The 18,163-nt window shown below is 34.0% G+C and carries 17 protein-coding genes; 10 read left to right on the forward strand and 7 right to left on the reverse strand.

The features are described from left to right. Window positions 1-394: 394 nt before the first annotated feature. Both N2201_04920 and lepB read right to left on the reverse strand, forming a co-directional pair. Window positions 395-952 (reverse strand): nitroreductase family protein, encoded by a 558-nt coding sequence (locus tag N2201_04920; GenBank protein ID MCX7785553.1) that lies wholly within the window; start codon window positions 950-952, stop codon window positions 395-397. Between the two features lie 36 nt (window positions 953-988). Beyond that, complete coding sequence (gene lepB / locus N2201_04925) at window positions 989-1,840, reverse strand: signal peptidase I (protein MCX7785554.1); 852 nt, start codon at window positions 1,838-1,840, stop codon at window positions 989-991. Window positions 1,841-2,211: 371 nt separating this feature from the next. Here lepB and N2201_04930 point away from each other — a divergent pair, with 371 nt between their 5' ends. From N2201_04930 to N2201_04945, 4 genes are all read left to right on the forward strand, one after another. Beyond that, the gene (locus N2201_04930) at window positions 2,212-3,312 is read left to right on the forward strand and encodes an inositol-3-phosphate synthase (protein ID MCX7785555.1); all 1,101 of its coding nucleotides are present in this window, start codon (window positions 2,212-2,214) and stop codon (window positions 3,310-3,312) included. A 388-nt stretch (window positions 3,313-3,700) separates the two neighbouring features. Continuing rightward, window positions 3,701-4,339: a dTMP kinase gene (gene tmk, locus N2201_04935; GenBank protein ID MCX7785556.1), complete on the forward strand. Its 639-nt coding sequence runs from the start codon at window positions 3,701-3,703 to the stop codon at window positions 4,337-4,339. A 499-nt stretch (window positions 4,340-4,838) separates the two neighbouring features. Then, on the forward strand, window positions 4,839-6,395 hold the full coding sequence (locus tag N2201_04940) for a S41 family peptidase (GenBank protein ID MCX7785557.1): 1,557 nt from the start codon (window positions 4,839-4,841) through the stop codon (window positions 6,393-6,395). 509 nt (window positions 6,396-6,904) lie between these two features. After that, window positions 6,905-8,341 carry an ATP-binding protein gene (locus tag N2201_04945; GenBank protein MCX7785558.1) on the forward strand — a complete coding sequence of 479 codons (1,437 nt, stop codon included), beginning with the start codon at window positions 6,905-6,907 and terminating at the stop codon, window positions 8,339-8,341. A 548-nt stretch (window positions 8,342-8,889) separates the two neighbouring features. Here the strand turns inward: N2201_04945 and N2201_04950 are convergent. Together N2201_04950 and N2201_04955 are read right to left on the reverse strand one after the other, a co-directional pair. Beyond that, a complete protein-coding gene (locus tag N2201_04950; GenBank protein ID MCX7785559.1) occupies window positions 8,890-9,555 on the reverse strand; it encodes a nucleotidyl transferase AbiEii/AbiGii toxin family protein in 666 nt (221 codons plus the stop codon). Beyond that, window positions 9,543-10,139, reverse strand: a complete 597-nt coding sequence (locus tag N2201_04955; protein MCX7785560.1) for a hypothetical protein — start codon at window positions 10,137-10,139, stop codon at window positions 9,543-9,545. The genes N2201_04950 and N2201_04955 overlap by 13 nt, the downstream gene beginning before the upstream one ends. A 270-nt stretch (window positions 10,140-10,409) precedes the next feature. Between N2201_04955 and N2201_04960 the strand changes: the two genes are divergently transcribed. From N2201_04960 to N2201_04985, 6 genes are all read left to right on the forward strand, one after another. Next, complete coding sequence (locus N2201_04960; GenBank protein MCX7785561.1) at window positions 10,410-11,204, forward strand: GxxExxY protein; 795 nt, start codon at window positions 10,410-10,412, stop codon at window positions 11,202-11,204. 507 nt (window positions 11,205-11,711) lie between these two features. Then, window positions 11,712-11,843: a hypothetical protein gene (locus N2201_04965; protein MCX7785562.1), complete on the forward strand. Its 132-nt coding sequence runs from the start codon at window positions 11,712-11,714 to the stop codon at window positions 11,841-11,843. 37 nt (window positions 11,844-11,880) lie between these two features. After that, the gene (locus N2201_04970) at window positions 11,881-13,284 is read left to right on the forward strand and encodes a hypothetical protein (protein ID MCX7785563.1); all 1,404 of its coding nucleotides are present in this window, start codon (window positions 11,881-11,883) and stop codon (window positions 13,282-13,284) included. Between the two features lie 144 nt (window positions 13,285-13,428). Beyond that, the gene (locus N2201_04975; protein ID MCX7785564.1) at window positions 13,429-14,268 is read left to right on the forward strand and encodes an MBL fold metallo-hydrolase; all 840 of its coding nucleotides are present in this window, start codon (window positions 13,429-13,431) and stop codon (window positions 14,266-14,268) included. 77 nt (window positions 14,269-14,345) lie between these two features. After that, complete coding sequence (locus tag N2201_04980) at window positions 14,346-14,576, forward strand: DUF5678 domain-containing protein (GenBank protein MCX7785565.1); 231 nt, start codon at window positions 14,346-14,348, stop codon at window positions 14,574-14,576. A gap of 1 nt (window position 14,577) precedes the next feature. Next, on the forward strand, window positions 14,578-14,979 hold the full coding sequence (locus N2201_04985) for a retroviral-like aspartic protease family protein (protein ID MCX7785566.1): 402 nt from the start codon (window positions 14,578-14,580) through the stop codon (window positions 14,977-14,979). A 591-nt stretch (window positions 14,980-15,570) separates the two neighbouring features. Here the strand turns inward: N2201_04985 and amrS are convergent. From amrS to N2201_05000, 3 genes are all read right to left on the reverse strand, one after another. Beyond that, a complete protein-coding gene (amrS, locus tag N2201_04990; GenBank protein ID MCX7785567.1) occupies window positions 15,571-16,674 on the reverse strand; it encodes an AmmeMemoRadiSam system radical SAM enzyme in 1,104 nt (367 codons plus the stop codon). Between the two features lie 182 nt (window positions 16,675-16,856). Then, window positions 16,857-17,822 carry a D-cysteine desulfhydrase family protein gene (locus N2201_04995; protein ID MCX7785568.1) on the reverse strand — a complete coding sequence of 322 codons (966 nt, stop codon included), beginning with the start codon at window positions 17,820-17,822 and terminating at the stop codon, window positions 16,857-16,859. Window positions 17,823-17,946: 124 nt separating this feature from the next. Continuing rightward, the coding region (locus tag N2201_05000) for an aldehyde dehydrogenase family protein (GenBank protein ID MCX7785569.1) at window positions 17,947-18,163 on the reverse strand (217 nt) is incomplete at its 5' end.

Below are 18,163 nucleotides of genomic sequence, written 5' to 3' on the forward strand. Positions count from 1 at the left end.
ATTGTATTATAAATATTATACTCAATTTTGCTAATTTGTCAAGAAATTTGTGGAAAAATAAGTCTGAAAGAATGGTCATTTAATATTAGTTTTCATTAGCATTTGTCATATTTTATTATTAATTTATACTCAATTCTCTAATTTGTCAAGAAACTTGTTAAAAAATATTTGAAAGGGCGGTTTTTTAATATTAGTTTTTCATTAGCATTTGTCATATTTTATTATTAATTTATACTCAATTCTCTAATTTGTCAAAAAACTTGTTAAAAAATATCTGAAAAGGAGTCATCTTTTAACCTTGATTAATTACCGTTATGCTTGATAATCAAGTGACAGTATTAGTGTTTTTATTATTGTAGTTAATAAATTTTTTTACGAAAGGATGATAATTTAATTATTGCCACTTTTCAAAATAAGCAATATCTTCTAATCTCTTTCGTTTTTTGCCTTGAGCAACTAATTTACTGACTTTGTCCACAATATTATCCCGTCCCGCAGGATACCCTAATGGTGTTAACGCCACAATTCTAACTTCTTTGGGAATATTGAGTAAATTTTTAATCATTTCTTCATCAAAGGCGCCAATCCAGCAAGTTGCTAATCCTAAATCCGTTGCTGCTAAGATTAAATGTTCCATAGCAATGGCAACATCGACCAGATAATAATCAATGCCTTGACGATGGCCACTGTCTTTCGGATTAGCGCAAGCCACAATAATTACTGGTGCGTTTTTCAAAAAGAAGTTGATATTATACTGAAAAGGCCGAAATTGAGCAATTTTTTTGATAGTCTCTTTATCCTGCACGACAACAAACCGCCAACATTGTCGGTTCTGCCAAGACGGTGCTAATCGGGCTGATTCTAAGACTTTAAGAATCTTCTCAGGTTCAACTGGCTGTGAAGAAAAATTTCGGATGCTTTTTCGTTGTTGAATTACTTCCCAAAAATCCATACCGCTCCTAATTAAATAACATCGTCGTTCATTTAACTATTTAATAACTAATCCAATCCGTTGCCACTGAATTCGACGCGGAGTTAAAATGATACGTGCAATATTAGGCGCTGCTGAAGAGGAAAAGTAAATCACCATTGGTTTGCCTTTAACATATTTTAAGGGAATCGGTCCGAAAAATCGAGAGTCAGACGAGTTGTCACGATTGTCACCCATACCAAAGATTGTGCCTTGGGGAACTACAATCGGACCAAAGTTGTCGCGATAATAATATCCTTCAGGATTAGTAAGAAATTTACCTTGCTCCCATTGAGTCTGATAATCTTCGGGCACAGACATTGGTGGTGGAAATACTCGCCGGTCAATATGCTGGACATAAGGCTCGATTTTTAATTTGCCATTGACATATAATCTTTTGTTACGGATTTCAACAGTATCACCGGCAACAGCAACACAACGCTTAACAAAATTTCTTGGCATATACCAAGTAAAGAAATTGGTTGTTCTGTTCCAGTATAAAGGTAATAAGGGTAAGAATTTGGGAAATAATCGAATATAATTCTCTTTTGGTTCTGGTTCTGAAGGGTCAAGGCTATAACGAAACACGACAATATCACCGGGTTTGGGATTGGTTATTGGAATTAATGTTTTATTGGTAAAAGGCATTTTTATACCGTAGATAAATTTATTAACAAGCAAAAAATCACCGGTCATAATCGTCTCTTCCATTGATGGGGTCGGCACCATAAAGGCTTCAACCACAAATGCTCGTAATAGCAAAACAATAATGATTACAGGTAACCAGGATAAAATGAAATGTAAGACCGCACGCAAAAATTTCGACTGCTTCGGATTTTTATTATTCGAATTTAAGACCGTCTGCGCCATAGTCTGATTATATTGACGAAAATTGTAATGTCAAGTTTAATAAGCAGAGAACAGGAACAAGAATTTTGGGTAATTTCGTTTTTCTTTAATAAAGGTAGAATATAATATTGGAGATAAGTTTAGACTTGATATGTTATGAGGTAGTGTATAATATTTTGTGTAAATTTAGGCTTGATATGTTAAAAATAAAAGGTGTATCTTCATATGATAGATTAATCTTGACAATTGAATTTATTGATGGATAATAATAGAACTTAATAAAACTTTATGTGCTCTGTTTGTCGAACAAGAAAGTATGAAATGATTGGATTATGCAATTAAAGACTGAAATCAAAAATACTAACATTGTTTTCTCTTTTTAGGAGGGAAAAATGGCAAAAGTTAGAGTTGCAATTATTGGTGTTGGTAATTGTGCGTCAAGTTTAGTGCAGGGTGTCTATTATTATCGTAATGCTAAAGAAGGCACATTTATTCCAGGCATAATGCATACCGTGCTTGGCGGTTATCATATTGGTGATATTGAATTTACTTGCGGTATTGATATTGATAAACGAAAAGTCGGAAAAGATTTAGCCGAAGCAATCTATACTTATCCCAATAATACTTATAAGTTTTGTGAAGTGCCAAAACTGAATGTTAAAGTCTATCGCGGTATGACTCATGACGGATTGGGGTATTACCTTTCTCAAATTATTGAAAAAGCACCTGGTCCGACAGATGATATTGTGCGCATCTTAAAAGAGACGAAAACTGATGTGGTCGTAAATTTCTTACCAGTCGGTGCAGAAGAAGCAACTAAATGGTATACTGAACAAATCTTAGATGCGGGTTGTGCAATGGTCAATTGTATTCCGGTATTTATCGCTTCACAAAAATATTGGAGTAATCGTTTTAAGCAACGGGGATTACCAGTTATTGGTGATGATATTAAATCGCAAGTCGGAGCAACAATTCTGCATCGAGTGCTTGTCACATTATTCCAAGAACGAGGAGTAAAGTTATTAAGAACTTCCCAGTTAAATGTTGGTGGCAATACTGATTTCTTGAATATGCTGGAACGTTCACGATTAGAATCAAAGAAGATATCCAAAACTGGTGCTGTGACTTCACTTTTGAAATATGATATTGGCAAAGATAATGTTTATATTGGCCCTTCAGACTATGTTGCTTGGCTTTTGGATAGGAAATGGGCACATATCAGAATGGAAGGTCAAACTTTTGGCGATGTGCCGTTGAATTTAGAATTGAAATTAGAAGTCTGGGATTCACCTAATTCAGCCGGTGTAGTAATTGATGCAATTCGTTGTGCTAAACTGGCGTTAGATAATAAATTATCAGGGGCAATTGTTGAACCCTCAAGTTATTTTATGAAGACCCCACCAGTCCAATGGCCTGATTATATCTGCCGTGAAAAAACTGAGCAATTTATTAAAAAGTATGGAAAAAAGTCAAAGGCTAAAAGAAAACAATAAGTTCTTTGAAAAACCAATAAATTCTATGAAAATATCGCCAAATTCAATGGAGACAGAATATTAGAACGGCTGTAAAGAATATGTTTATTTTTAATTTACCTGAATTTCCACAAAATCTCTTTTTATATTTATCGGGAAAAGACTGAACAGTTTATTAAGAAATTATGGTAAAAAATCAAAGTTAAAAGAAAATAACAAGTGCTTTGTAAAATCCATAGGCTTTATGGAAATTCTACATTAAAAGGATTATTATATCTACGAAGAGTGCGAGCAATTTGTTAGAAAGAATGGCACAAAGTCAAAAGCAAGATGAAAAATGTAAGAAAACAGAGGTCAGATTAAAATTAAAATCTCTTTATCCTGCTTTTTAGCCAATTACGATTAGTTAATGCGTGGTGTGTTGATTGCCTTTGAAGGCATTGAAGGTTCAGGTAAAACTACTCAAGCAAATCTCTTATATTCATTTCTTAAAGAAAAGTCTTTACCTTGTATTTTTACGCGCGAGCCTGGTGGAACTGAAATCGGAGAGAGAATTCGAGAGATTCTTTTAGATGTAAAGCATAAGGATATGCATCCGAAAACCGAACTTTTGCTTTATTTGGCAAGTCGTGCCCAACATACTTATGAGAAAATTTTGCCTGAACTACAAAAAGGCACAATTATTATCACTGACCGATATGCACTCTCATCAATGGCATATCAAGGTGGTGCCAGGGAACTTACATTTAAACTTGTTTCCCGATTTAACAAATTTGCGACCGCGAATCTTAAACCAGATTTGACGATTTTAGTCGATGTCCCCGTAAATGTTGGCTTAGAACGAATGGGCAAAAGAAATTTAGACCGACTGGAACAAGAGAAGATTGAATTTCATGAGAAAATCCGCAATGCCTATTTGAAGTTAGCCAAAAAGGCACCCAAAAAAATCTGGGTGTTTTCCGGTATCAAACCGGAAACAGAATTACATCAAGAAATTAAAGAAAAAGTGCTTTCATTTTTAACTAAGCGCGGTATTAAGATATTATAATGAAAGTGCATCATATTTAATAAAGCGTAGCATAAAGATATTATTACACAAAAAGTCCTATTATTTTTAACTAAGCGGTGTATAAAGGTTTTGTTACAGAAAAAGCACTATCATTTTTAATACACCGTAGTTTATATTGGAGAAAAAGTGTTATCATTTTTAACTAAGCGTAGTATAAAAGGTATTATCCTAAAAAGCATTATAATTTTTAACCACGCATGGTGTAAAGTATTATAGTATAAATAAAATATAATAAACATAAAAAATTATAATATAAAATATAAAATATAATATAAAATATAAAAAATATAATAAGAAGTGCTTTTGATTCTTAATTAAGCAAAAGATAAGTGTTTACTAAAAAAGAGTTGATATTCTTAATTAAATGAGTTATAATATAATAAAATTTAGAAAAAATGACTAATTTTTTAACTGCCAAAATATCAAAAATAGAGATGAAAATAAAAAATTCTTATATTAAATTAAATGAGGTATCAATATGAAAACAAATAATTCCAAGTTAAAACTTACCATCATTGGTGTTATTACTGTAGTTATAATTATCAGCGGAATTGTCGTAGCCAAACTTTGGGCGCAAAGAACTGCTAATATCCATCTGGCACTACAAAGATTTAGTTATATCTTAAATTTGGTTATCAATGATTATGTTAAAGAAGTCAATTCGGACGAACTTATCAAATCATCAATTGAAGGAATGCTTAACGCTTTAGACCCCTATTCCAATTTTTTAGATGTTGATGAGTATAAAGAATTAAAAGTAAAGACTGAAGGTGAATTCGGCGGTATTGGTATCCAAATCGGAATGCGCGATAATATTTTAACCGTAATTTCACCAATTGAAGGCACCCCGGCTTACCGATTAGGACTCCAAGCCGGTGATAAGATTGTTAAGATTGAAGGCAAATCGACCGAAGGTTATACAGTTCAAGATGCTATCAAACAACTTCGCGGAACTCCCGGGACAAAAGTTAATATCTCAATTAAACGCGAAGGAGTTACAGAACTTTTAGATTTTACCATTGTTCGAGAAATCATTAAAATCAAATCTGTGCCTTATGCTGGTAAATTAACTTCAGATATTGGTTATGTTCGGCTGGCGGATTTTTCGAAAATTGCCCGCACCGAATTAGAAAATGCCCTCGATTCATTGTTTAATAAAGAACGAGTTACTAAACTTATCTTTGATTTACGGTCAAATTCCGGTGGACTGCTTCAAGAAGGATTTGAAGTCTCTGATTTATTTTTACCGCCAGGTAAGACAATCGTTATTGTCAAAGGACGCAAACCTGAAACAAAAAGAGAATTTGTTGCTGTAGAACAAGATAAATATGGCGATTTTCCTTTGGTCGTCTTAGTTGACCGAGGTTCAGCTTCAGCATCAGAAATTGTTGCTGGTGCGATTCAAGACTGGGAACGCGGACTAATAGTTGGTGACACAACATTTGGTAAAGGTTCAGTTCAGACAATTCACCCCATTGACGAAAACAGTGCTGTAAAATTAACTACTGCTTATTGGTATACACCATCAGGTAGATGTATTAACAAACCAGTTAAAACTTCCAAAGCAGTTATTGAAGATACCTCAGTAAAAACTAAACAGAAATACTTTACCAAAGGCAAAGGCCATTGGGAAGTATATGGCGAAGGAGCCATTGCTCCAGATTTATATATCGCTTACCGGAGATACAGCGAACTGGAGTCTAAACTCATCAGCCAAGGCATAATCTTTGATTTCGCTGTAAAATATTTAGCAAGACATAAAGAAATTAGACCTGACTTTACGGTTACGGATGAAATGCTAAATGAACTTAAAACAACCGCAAAAGAGAAGAAGATTGAATTCACTGATAGCCAATTCGACTCAGTAAAAACTTATATCAGTCAAGAACTTGAACGAGAGATAAAAACCAAACTATTAGGAACCCAAGGCGATTATGAAGTGCGATTAAAATATGACGAACATGTGAAAAAAGCCATTGCCCTATTGGAAAAGGCAAAAACTAATTGGGATTTATTTAAACTGGTAAAAAAATAGTCAAACTTCTGTAACAAAAGTTTTAACTATTTATTATAATTTTCTAAATATATGATTATATAAGATTATTATAATTTTCTAAATATATAATTAAGATACTAAAATAAATAAGATACTAAAATAAGACACTAAAAATAAACTTAGTATTTATGATATAAATAGACTATAAAAAGGGATAGCGAGACTTAAAAACACAGATAAAACTCGGGAAAATCAGAAGAACAGGAAAAATTCAGTATCTTTAGTTTTTAAGGTATAAATCTTTTCTAAAATATCTTAGATTTTCGAGTTTATTTGTACTATATAGTTTCAGTTGTGTACTTTGTGTCTTTAGTTATGATATAGACGATTTATCGCGGTAAAAAAGTTATGCTTGACCAGAATTCAATATTTTGTTATATTATTATTAAAGCAGAAGTTCGAGACTTCTGTCAGTCTTTGTCAGAAGGTCTGACAAAGTTAATCTTAATTAGGTCGCAGGTGCGGCCTATTTGTTTTTAGGAGGTAAAATGATTAAACAAAATATAAAGACCAGATATCTTGAACATTGTCGAACACTTATTCGGCTGATGGAGGTCCGCAAAGAACTGGCAAAAGATTTAGAAGAAGCAACATATGGGGTAAGATATTTTCGGCATGGTAATCTAAATGAGATTAAAGCCGAAATGGCAACAGTTAACAATAAATTTCTAAATGTAGAAAGGGTGCTTAAGAAGATAGTCCGCAATGCCAATGATTTATTATACGAGGTTCCGTTTGACGGATTAGCCCAGGAATACGGATTATCTAAAGACGAGAAATATATTATTATGATTATTTTCTTTAATGCGAATCTCAAGAATCGAGAAGATGGTATCAGTGGAAAAGAACTATTGGGTTTATTAGGTTATAAACCGAGTGAATTTGTTGATAAATGCGTTTTGTTTCAAAATTTGATTAAGAAAGACCTAATCACCTATTACCCTGAGCGACATTATTACCCGCGGAATTCACACCGAATGATAATTGATTTAGACTTTTGCTTAACTCGTAAAGCACTACTTGGAATAACGGGTGATGAGAATCTTCTATTTACCGAAGGAAATGATGAAGATATTTCTGAGCGCAGTTATAACGGAAAGAGACGCGACCCCAAAGAATCGATTCTTTTAGTCCGAGAGCCAATTATTAATTTTGACCAGATAGTGCTTAATGACGAGCAGAAAAATGATATTGAACAGGTAATCTTTCAGATAGGAAAAGGTAATAAACTGTTAACGGAATGGGGATTTGACCAGACAATAAAATACGGCAAAGGCATCACAATGTTATTTTACGGACCACCCGGTACAGGCAAGACCGCAACTTCAGAAGCAATTGCTCAAAGATTGGGCAAAAAAATCGGTATTGCGAATTATGCGCAAATTTTGGATAAATGGTTTGGTAATGCCGAAAAGAATGTCGTCAAAATATTTGAAGAAGCCCAAAAGAATGATTGTATTTTAGTATTTGATGAAGCCGATTCACTTTTTGGCCAAAGATTGATTGAGGGACATTCGATTGATAGAACTTATAACTATATGACAAATATCTTAATGCAGGAAATAGAGCGATTTGACGGTCTGGTTATTTTAACAACTAATCGCGAATTTGTAATGGATTCAGCATTTGAGCGCCGCATCTTATTTAAGATTAAATTTGAAATGCCGAAACCAGAGCAACGAGCAAAAATTTGGCGTGCTTTAATACCAACTAATGCTCCACTGGGAGATGATGTTGACTTTTCAGAACTTGGGAGCAGATTTGAATTGACCGGTGGCGAGATTAAAAATGCTATAATCAACGCCGTGCGCGAATGCAGTTTCTTAAGTGCAGAAAAAATTACAATGGATGTCCTTATAAAATTTGCGGAAAAAGAACTGGCAACCAAAAGAGAATCTTATAAAGCAATCGGTTTTATAGGATAAATACTACCAATGACATATTATGAGCGACCCCCAAATTTACCTAAAAGTAAATATAAAAGTAGAAAGTAGATACATCTGGATAGGGAAAAGTTAAAAGAAATATTTACTTTCACCCAATATCTCAAAATATTATCTTTGAGATTGAAACTCTTAGGATGAAAAAATCAAAATAAATCAACACATAAAAATTTAATAAATAAAATCAAAAAGTTTCTTATTGCCGAACTTACTAGAGAAGAAAAAATTATAAATATATCGATTGTATGGCTGCTCAATAAATTCAGTAAGACAGTGGATTCATTTATTAACATAATTAATCAGTCCAAATTTTTCAAGTAATTTAATATGAGAATGATGAAAAAGTGCCACGGAACTGGCCAAAGAGACGGAGAATACTCAGAGATGTCTAATACTATTGAAGACTAAATTTAAGAAATATTTTGAGAATTTTATTGATACTTATAGATGTTGATACACCAGACATTATATGCGATTTGTAGTTAATGTTGTTCAGTGGCTTTAGGCCTAAGGTGGTTAAGAAAGTAATTTTATTGACCCAATCTTTCTTTTATCGCTAATTTGAGGATTTTGAAATTTTCTTGTGTATAATATTTTCTTAAATCAGCACTGATAATTGAACCAAGTTTTACTGTGTAATCTTTGGGAGGTAAAACTTCAATGGCATCTAATATTTTCTGCAAAATTTCTTTTTCCTGGGGGAGCGCAATTCCTCTTTTATATAAAAATTCAATATCAAAAACATCTCGGATTTCCCGACGCTCAATGAATGCTTGAATTTTTGACTTCATCATTTCCTCTAAAGCAACAACTGTTAAGAGCACTTGGGTGTTAGCATAGGAGCTATAAGCAATGGCTTTTTCGGTTCTGACGAACTTTTTTTCTTTACGGATTTCAATTTTTAGACGCCGGGGATATTTGCTTGATTTTAGTTCAAAGAGTATTGTGTAATATTTGTTTTGAGCATCAGTTAGCGTGTAAATTTTTCCTAAAACGGTTTTGAGCGTTTGAAATAGTCGGTTGGTATTAAGGTCTTTGACAAGCCAGAAATCCAAGTCAACGGAAAACCGATTCAGACCATAACACAAGCGTAACATTGTTCCACCACCAAAAACAAGTTTATCTAAAATTCGGTTTTTATGAAGTTGTTCTAAAACTTCAATTTCAAATTGCTCTTGCTTTATTAAATTTTGCATAAAGTGCGAATAACGGATTTGGTTCTGTCAGGATAAAAGGTAATTAACTTTTTGATATGAGATTTGTCTAATTTTTTAATATCAAGCGAGTTAAGGTCTAATCGGTATTTGCCTAAGGAATAGAGATAGATTGCATCAACCAATGCTTTTTCTTTGGTTGCGATAAAAAAATTGTTATGTTTGATAAAGTCAAAGAAGAGAGGTTTTTTAAGTTTGTAATAGGTAAAGGTGTGCGAATTAATAGCAGTTCGTTGACTTGTTCCCAAGGTAGCACTTTCCCAAAGATTTTGTTGGCATTGGGTGGTTATCTCATAAAAAGTCAGCGCGGTCATAAATGATATATATGAAGGCACTTTAATCAGATTGGCAATCTGATAAATTTCCGACTCCTTAAAATTATGCCAGCGCTCAGGAAATATATACATATCTTTTTTAACTCGTAGAAATAATCCTTTTTTAGTATATCGGGAAGCAAGCATATTGGCTGATGATGGCTTTATCGATAAGATGTGCGCAATATCGGTGACAGAAAAATAAAGCCGCGACCGCAGGTGCTGATAAAGGGTAATATAATTATTAAGCATAGATAATCTACAATTATGTATATTATATCTATTTAGTAAATCTCTGTCAAGATTAAAACCTTATTATATCGCAAATAGTTTATTGACACTTTCTTGGCAATTAATATAATACCAAAGTACGCAATAATGGATAAAGTTTTATTAAAACCATTTGAGTTTTTATTTTACGGTTAGAATGAATCATCGGCAAGAAGTAGAGAAGGCGGCTCAGATATTTTGGGATATCCCAATCAGCAAGCCGCGTCGGCATTAGATTTTTAAGGAGGCATAATGGATTGGTTGAAAGAAGTAGAAAAATCTGCTAAAACAGTTTTAGAGATTTTAGATGGCGGTTATCCAGAAAAAGTTTATGAAGAGGCATTGGCTCATGAGTTAAGAATTAGAGAAATTCCCTATGAACGACAAAGAAATTTTGAAATGCTGTATAAGGGTTATAAGGTTGGTGAAGGTAGGGCAGATTTGATTGTTAATCCTTCGTGGTGTGGCAAAGGTGGAAAAGAATTGGTCTTAGAGTTGAAGGCGGACAAAAAGATTGTGGAATCACATCGAAGGCAAGCCCAAGTTTATATGGTTTCTTTGAACATTGATAAAGGCGCAGTTTTAAGTTTTGGAGATAAGGTGCTTTTAGAAGAAGTAACAAAACCTAACCGGGAGTTTGCACGGTTACCAATAAAACCGTCAAAGTCTAAAAAGAATTTGGCGGTTATCCTAAAAGACGCCGCAGAAAAGGTTTATGACTATTTTGGTGTTGAATTTATCTATAGCGAAAGCGGAAAAAATATATTTCCCAATGCTATTGGCATTGAACTAAGATTAAATGGTATTACTTTTTCTTACGGCACATATGAAGTTTTATATAAACACCACCCGGTTTATGAATATGATTTCCAATTTATTTTCGAAGATAACTCGGTGGCTAATGTCTATTCTTATAGAAAAGATGAAGATATCCAAGAAGAATTAGAAGAACTTAAGTTTTACACAAAATATTTCAATTTAGGTAAAGGTTATCTGATTTGCATTCCATCCAAAGAAGGAGATAAGGTTCAGTTAAGAGAAACCTAATACCACTTCGTAGTTGGCACTAAAATTATTTTATATTGGTGCAGAATGACATTAATAGTTCAATCACGAATGCTTTGAATAACTTTGATTCGTCTAATTATTCTTTTATGCATTACTCTTATGGTCCATTTGTAGTTTGGATTTTTCAGTTCTTTCGTGATTTTTAGAGTCTTCTTAAAAGTAGTGTATAATATTGGGAGTAAATTTAGACTTGATAGGTTAAAAATAAATAATGCTCAAACCTAATATTGACAAAACGACTTTTCTGGATAGACTGACTGCGATGAATGTTGGTATTCAGACAATTATAACTTTTTCAGGACAAATATCGGCCGCTAATGTCATTATATTATATTGGATGAATATTTGTATTTGCCCTATTAGAAGATTGTTATTCAAAATTCGTTGCCAAAGTCATTATAGTGATAGTGTATGAATATTTGTCTCTGCTCAATTAGAAGATTGTCGGTTCAAAATTTAGTCGGTAATGCCATTATATCATAGTGTATGAATATTTGTGTTTGTCCTATTAAAACTTTTTTAGCATTTATCGTCATTATTATCAGTATTCTAATTGCAATTATCTGGGCACTTATTGGCTATCTCCAAGATAAACGACAAAAATCAAAAGAGAACTAATGTCAAAAAATCAGTCTTATTGTTTTCTGAGCACTAAATGTCTTTTGGCTTAATACTGGCAATTGTTTTATTTCTATATCTTTTAATCTTATTTGTTATTGGTCTTTTAAGTCGTAAGGCAACACAGACTCAAGAAGATTTTTATTTAGGTGGAAGGCGCATCGGTGCTTGGGTAAGCAGTTTCTCGTTTGTTGCCGCATATTATAGTTCAGTGGTAATTATTGGTGGCGGTGGATTTGGTTATAAATACGGCATGGCAACATTATGGGTTGCGGCAATAAATGTTTTATTAGGCACAACCTTGGCTTGGATAATTTTAGGTAAGCGAACCCGTGAATTAACTCACCAGTATAACGCCGTAACTTTACCCGAATTTTTGGGTAAGCGTTATGGCTCAACAACACTGCAAATCATCTCAGCATTAATCATTGCCCTATTCTTAATCGTCTATAATGTTAGCATCCTAAAGGCAATGGCTAATATCTCACAGGTTTTAATGAATGTCAGTTATCTCCAAGGTCTATTGATTTCAGGGCTGATAATTATAATTTATGTTAGTTTAGGTGGTTATTTAGCCGTAGTCTGGACCGGATTTTTCCAAGCCTGGCTAATGATAATTGGTCTTTTGCTCTTAACCTTTTTTACTTTGAATAAAGTTGGCAGTGTTGCTACTATATTTAGCCGACTCAGTGCAATCAATCAAAATCTTGTTGATACCCCAGGAGTTTGGGGATGGTCAGGGCTTGTTTCCTATTGTATGATTGTCAGTTTTGGAGTATGGGGAATGCCCCAACTGGTAGCAAGGTTCTATTCCATCCGAGATATTAAAGTCTTAAGAATTGGCACGATTTTGGCAACACTTTCCGCCAGCATTGCTTTATTACCCTATTTCAATGGTGCTGCAAGTAGAATTTTATTTCCTAATTTAAGTAGCCCGGATTTAGCGATTCCTAATTTAGTTAAATCTGTGCTCTCGCCAATTAGTCAAGCAATATTTTTAACCGGTGTCATGGCAGCAGGAATGTCAACTTTTTCCGCAGTCTTATTAACCGCAGTTTCATCTTTAGTTAAAGATTTTTACGAAGACGGCTTACATAAAAAATTAGACTCCCAAACTCACTTACGATATGCTCGTCTTGCCAGTATGACAATTGGCATCCTGTCTTTAATTATTGCAATAAAACCACCAGCAATGATTTTAGTCTTAACTGCATTCTCTTGGGCGGTTATTGCTGGTGCCAATCTTTGGCCCTTCTTTTTCAGTTTATATCTCAAAAGACTTTCTAAAACTGCCGGTTTAATTTCAATGCTGGGCGGAGCAATAATTGCTTTGGTCTGGATAATTCTAAAAAATCCTTTTGGCATTCATGGCTTTATTCCTGGAATTATTGTAAGTTTCCTTCTATACATAATATTCACATTACTACCAAAAACTTCTTAGAAGTATGAAACTTAGTAAATTTGAAATACATTCTGTGTTAGATGGATTTTTCCATAGCGATGGTGATGTAATGTTTAGTGTCAATGGAAAAGTGTTATATGTGTTTTATTCTATCAAAAGCACTCATAGAATCAATACAAAATTATGAAACTTGGTAAATTTGAAATACATCCGGTTCTGGATGGTTTTTTCCGTCTTGATGGTGGTGCGATGTTTGGTGTAATTCCCAGAGTGCTTTGGGAAAAGACTAACCCACCAGATGAAAATAACCGCATCTTATTAGCCTTAAGGCCCTGTTTGGTAAACACAGGTAGGGAATTAGTTCTTATTGATACGGGTATTGGAAATAAAAACAATCAAAAGTTTATAGGTATTTATCAAGTTAATCGAGAAATCAACTTAGAGACATCGCTTGCCCAAATTGGCATTAGTCCCAATGATATTAATATTGTTATTGATACCCATCTCCATTTTGACCATTGTGGTGGCAATACAAAAATCGATGCCAGTGGTAAAATTGTGCCGACTTTTCCGAATGCCAAATATATAATCCAAAAAGATGAATGGGAATCGGCCAATAATCCTGACCGACGCTCTCGGGCAAGTTATCTTAAAGAAAACTTTCAGCCCATCCAAGAAGCAAACTTACTGGAGTTAGTTGACGGTGATGTTAAAATTATAGAAGGCATTGAAGTCATTAAGACTTCTGCTCATACATTTGGTCATCAGGTTGTCAAAGTCACATCAGAAAATCAGACATTAATCTATTGGGCTGATTTAATACCGACATCTTCTCATATCAACCTGCCCTATTTAATGAGTTATGATTTATTTCCCTTACAGACAATGGAACAAAAAGAACGATTATTAAACCAGGCCGTGCAAGAAAACTGGGTTTCCTTTTTTGAGCATGACCCCCAAATCGCAATGGCTTATCTAACACAAGAAGAGGGTAAAATAAAAATCAAGTCAGTAATTGAGTAAACAATTTACTTGATTTTTCTAAAAATTCGGTTATCATTTAATAATCAGAATTAAATTTACACAATGTGGGAAAAATTATGCCTGTAAAATTTACCACTCAAAGAACTTTAGCCTTGTTATTATCAGGTAAAAGTCGGGCGGCAAAAAAATACGCAGGTAAACATGTTTTAGTTATTCAGAATCGAGTAATTCCATTAAAAGATAATAAAGAAGAATTTTGGCGAGACATTAAAGAGTTAAAAAAGAAATATGGCGAAATGCCGGTAATTACATTTGTTCCGCGAACCGATATTTCTTATATTTTGTAATATGAAAATAGCAGAATTTCCATTCAGAAAAATTGGCAAAGAATATTTAGGCATAATCCGACGACCTTATGCAACCGTGTTAATCAAAGGCAAAAATGATGAATGGCTACCAATTGAAATGATAGTTGATAGTGGTGCGGATTACACTCTCTTACCAAAAAGATATGCTGAAATACTTGGCATTGACCTGATTGATTGTGTGCCAAAAACAACGCTCGGTGTTGGTGGTTCAGAAACTGTTTATCTTTATAAATCACTCACCATAAGATTGGGTAAATGGCAAAAGAAAATTCCAGTTGGCTTTTTAGAACGGGATGATATACCTGCACTTTTAGGAAGATTAGAATTTATTGAGGCTTTAGAAGTAACTTTTAAGAATTTTAACACAATATTTAGAAAATAACTTGTCATAAATTCTATTCCATTGAGCATGACCCCCAAATCGCAATGGCATATCTGACACAAGAAGAGGGTAAAATAAAAATTAAGGCAGTAATAGGATAATTTTACCCAACCATAAACTAAAATTTAATAAGAGAATGACCAGTTAGTCAAAAAACTATTCAAAATTAAATAGCCACTATACATAATCTTGGAAAATACCCATTTTTCAAACAAACATCTCTTTTGAACGGCCTGACTGACCTTATCGGTTAGTGATTAGGTCATCTAATCGGCATTATGGTAGATAATTCACTCGGCAATTGGATTAATTGCCTATAAGACAATAGGTTAGATTGACCGATAGGCGGGCAGGGGGGCATACCGGGGGGCATACCGGTCGGCAGCCCATGGGCTTGCCGAGAGGACGGCTTTTTCGATGGCAGGTGGGGTAATCGAGTATGCCAGACGCGGCGCTCAAAATGATTTTTGACGATAAGAGTAATTTAAGTAGTTCGCCTGATAAACTAAGTTATTTTACCTTTCTCTTTATTGTTATTTCAAAAAAGAACTTATTTTGGTATTTTCAATTCGATTAACCTATTGGGGACTTTTATTCCCATATGCCTGGAATCTTATGTTGGCAGAATTTACATCTGCCATTGTGGACATTGTTTTCTAAAACGACAAAATGGGAACGATGGATTATGCGCTTATGACATTTAGGACAATAAGTTGAGTTGTATTTATGTCCGGGCACATTACCAATTGTTACATAGTCTAAGCCAACTTCTTTGGCAATTTTATGAGCGCGTTCTAATGTTGAAATTGGAGTTGGAGCAAGGTTAGTTAATTTATAATTGGGAAAGAAACGAGAAAAATGGAGTGGTGTTTCTTTGCCTAATGTGTCCCGAATCCAAGTGCACATTGCTCTGATGGTCGCGGTGTCGTCATTTAAGGTTGGTATGATTAGATTGACAATCTCCAGCCAAACATTCATTTCTTTAATAATCTTTAGGGTATTTAAGACGGGTTGTAATTTTGCTTCTGAGGCTTCGGTATAAAACTTATCTGTGAATCCTTTTAAGTCAATAGTTACCGCATCAGTATATTTTAATAATTCTCGTAAAGGTTCGGGATTAAGACTGCCGTTGGAGTGAAAAAGAATTTTTAGTCCTTTATCTTTGGCTAATTTGGCAATATCGTAGACATATTCATAAAAAGCAATCGGGTCATTATAAGTAAATGAGATAGTTTTGATTTGCTTTTTTAGGGCTAATGCCACGACAGATTCTGGCGGTAAATGTATCCAATCCATATCTTCGATTGACCTTTGGGAAAGATGCCAGTTGTGACAAAACTTACAACGAAAATTACATCCTGCAGTGCCAAGGCATAAAATATCTGTGCCCGGCAACATATGGAGTTGGGGTTCTTTTTCAATCGGGTCAATGTGCACCGCAGAAGGCTTTGAGTGGACAATGTTATATAGTTTTCCATCCCGATTTTCTCGATTTCGACAGACTCCGCGTTTTCCTTTGGAAATTATACAATTGCGAAAACAGACTTTACATTGCACCTTGGCATCAGTTAACTTTTCATAAAACATTGCTTCTCTTGGACTTGGTTGGGTTTGCTTTGCATCACATTGAGAACAGAAATTAACTAATAACATTGGTATCAGAATTAAGCGCGATAAGTTTCTAATAAATGACATACACATATTTTACATTATTTTGGTTTTTCGTCAAATAGTAAGATTAAATATTTTGTTGTAGAAGTTTTAAGGTTCTAAGTTTTCCGACATATCTTAAGAACGAGGATATGCTTATTTTCGAAAACAAACGAATATATTGCGGACTATTTTTTATCACGATAATTATAAACAGAGCTTTTGAGTTAGAAATATTCCTTATAAGCAAAAAGGGAGAAGATACCGCCGGTATGGATAAACAGAGGATTACAAAATCCTATGTGTTCTTTTTCTTTAAGCATCCCATAAAATGTTTTGCCAGTATAAACCGGGTCTAAAATTATTCCTTTTCGGGCTACTTGTTTTATAATTGCAATCTCTTCAGGATAGGGGATTGCATAACCTGGCCCAATATAACTATTGATAAGTTGAATGTCTGAGTCAGAAATATTGAATTTTCGCTCTAAAATCTGTTCTGATTCTTTAATTATATTCTTGACCTTCGTGATGAAATATTCGATAGTTTCATCAACCAGAATGCCATAAATTGGTGTTTCCAGACCAAAGATATATTTTCCCATTAAAAGGCCGGCATAAGTGCCACCAGAACCGACGGCACAAAAGATGGAGTCAATGCCTTGTAATTTTATATAACTTGCCATCTCTTCCATTGCATAAAGATAACCCAAAGCACCAATGCCATTTGAACCACCAGTGGGAATAAAATATGGATTAAGACCTTGCTTTTTGAAATCATCCATTAATTGATGGGCATAGTCTTCTTTTTTATCGTATTCTTTTGGAGATAAGAGATGAATCTCGGCACCAAAAAGATAATCGAGCAAAAGATTACCGTCGTATGTAGTATTATTTTTGCTTCTTACTTCTTGTTTCTTACTTTTCAAAATCACAACACCTTTTAATCCTAATTTTGCACAGCAGAACATTGTTGCCCGACAATGATTCGATTGGATTCCACCGCAAGTGATAATCACATCGCATTTCTTATTCAAAGCATCGGCTAAAAGGTATTCTAATTTCCGAATTTTATTTCCTGATGCTTCTAATCCAGTCAAATCATCACGTTTGATATGGATTTTAGTATTAGGTAGTATTCTGTCTAATACTTCAATCGGAGTTGGCTTATGGGCAAGATTTAAGGGCCGTAACATAGAATACCAAAAATGAAAAACCAAAAATTAAAAATACATATTAGAAATTAAGAATTATATTTGTTATTTTTTTTAATATTTAATTTCTGATTTTGATATTTAATTTTTAATGTATGATTTTTCTTTATTCCCAAGTATCTATCTGTGCTTTTTGTAAACTACCCGAGTAGTCAACATACACAGTCTTTAATTCTGAGAATATTTCATAGACTGTCCAGCCACCTTCACGATGGCCATTACCTGTATCTTTAACACCACCAAAAGGCAAGTGGCATTCAGCACCAATGGTTGGAGCATTAACATAAGTTATACCGGCTTGGATGTCTTCAATGGCACGAAAT

The sequence above is a fragment of the candidate division WOR-3 bacterium genome (assembly GCA_026418155.1).
GTDB lineage: Bacteria > Hydrothermota > Tepidihabitantia > Tepidihabitantales > CAIPLT01 > JAOABV01.

Coding starts and splice junctions, on each gene's coding strand:
- N2201_04920 (MCX7785553.1), bottom strand. CDS start 952: ATGGATTTTTGGGAAGTAATTCAACAACGAAAAAGCATCCGAAATTTT.
- lepB (MCX7785554.1), bottom strand. CDS start 1,840: ATGGCGCAGACGGTCTTAAATTCGAATAATAAAAATCCGAAGCAGTCG.
- N2201_04930 (MCX7785555.1), top strand. CDS start 2,212: ATGGCAAAAGTTAGAGTTGCAATTATTGGTGTTGGTAATTGTGCGTCA.
- tmk (MCX7785556.1), top strand. CDS start 3,701: ATGCGTGGTGTGTTGATTGCCTTTGAAGGCATTGAAGGTTCAGGTAAA.
- N2201_04940 (MCX7785557.1), top strand. CDS start 4,839: ATGAAAACAAATAATTCCAAGTTAAAACTTACCATCATTGGTGTTATT.
- N2201_04945 (MCX7785558.1), top strand. CDS start 6,905: ATGATTAAACAAAATATAAAGACCAGATATCTTGAACATTGTCGAACA.
- N2201_04950 (MCX7785559.1), bottom strand. CDS start 9,555: ATGCAAAATTTAATAAAGCAAGAGCAATTTGAAATTGAAGTTTTAGAA.
- N2201_04955 (MCX7785560.1), bottom strand. CDS start 10,139: ATGCTTAATAATTATATTACCCTTTATCAGCACCTGCGGTCGCGGCTT.
- N2201_04960 (MCX7785561.1), top strand. CDS start 10,410: ATGGATTGGTTGAAAGAAGTAGAAAAATCTGCTAAAACAGTTTTAGAG.
- N2201_04965 (MCX7785562.1), top strand. CDS start 11,712: ATGAATATTTGTGTTTGTCCTATTAAAACTTTTTTAGCATTTATCGTC.
- N2201_04970 (MCX7785563.1), top strand. CDS start 11,881: ATGTCTTTTGGCTTAATACTGGCAATTGTTTTATTTCTATATCTTTTA.
- N2201_04975 (MCX7785564.1), top strand. CDS start 13,429: ATGAAACTTGGTAAATTTGAAATACATCCGGTTCTGGATGGTTTTTTC.
- N2201_04980 (MCX7785565.1), top strand. CDS start 14,346: ATGCCTGTAAAATTTACCACTCAAAGAACTTTAGCCTTGTTATTATCA.
- N2201_04985 (MCX7785566.1), top strand. CDS start 14,578: ATGAAAATAGCAGAATTTCCATTCAGAAAAATTGGCAAAGAATATTTA.
- amrS (MCX7785567.1), bottom strand. CDS start 16,674: ATGTCATTTATTAGAAACTTATCGCGCTTAATTCTGATACCAATGTTA.
- N2201_04995 (MCX7785568.1), bottom strand. CDS start 17,822: ATGTTACGGCCCTTAAATCTTGCCCATAAGCCAACTCCGATTGAAGTA.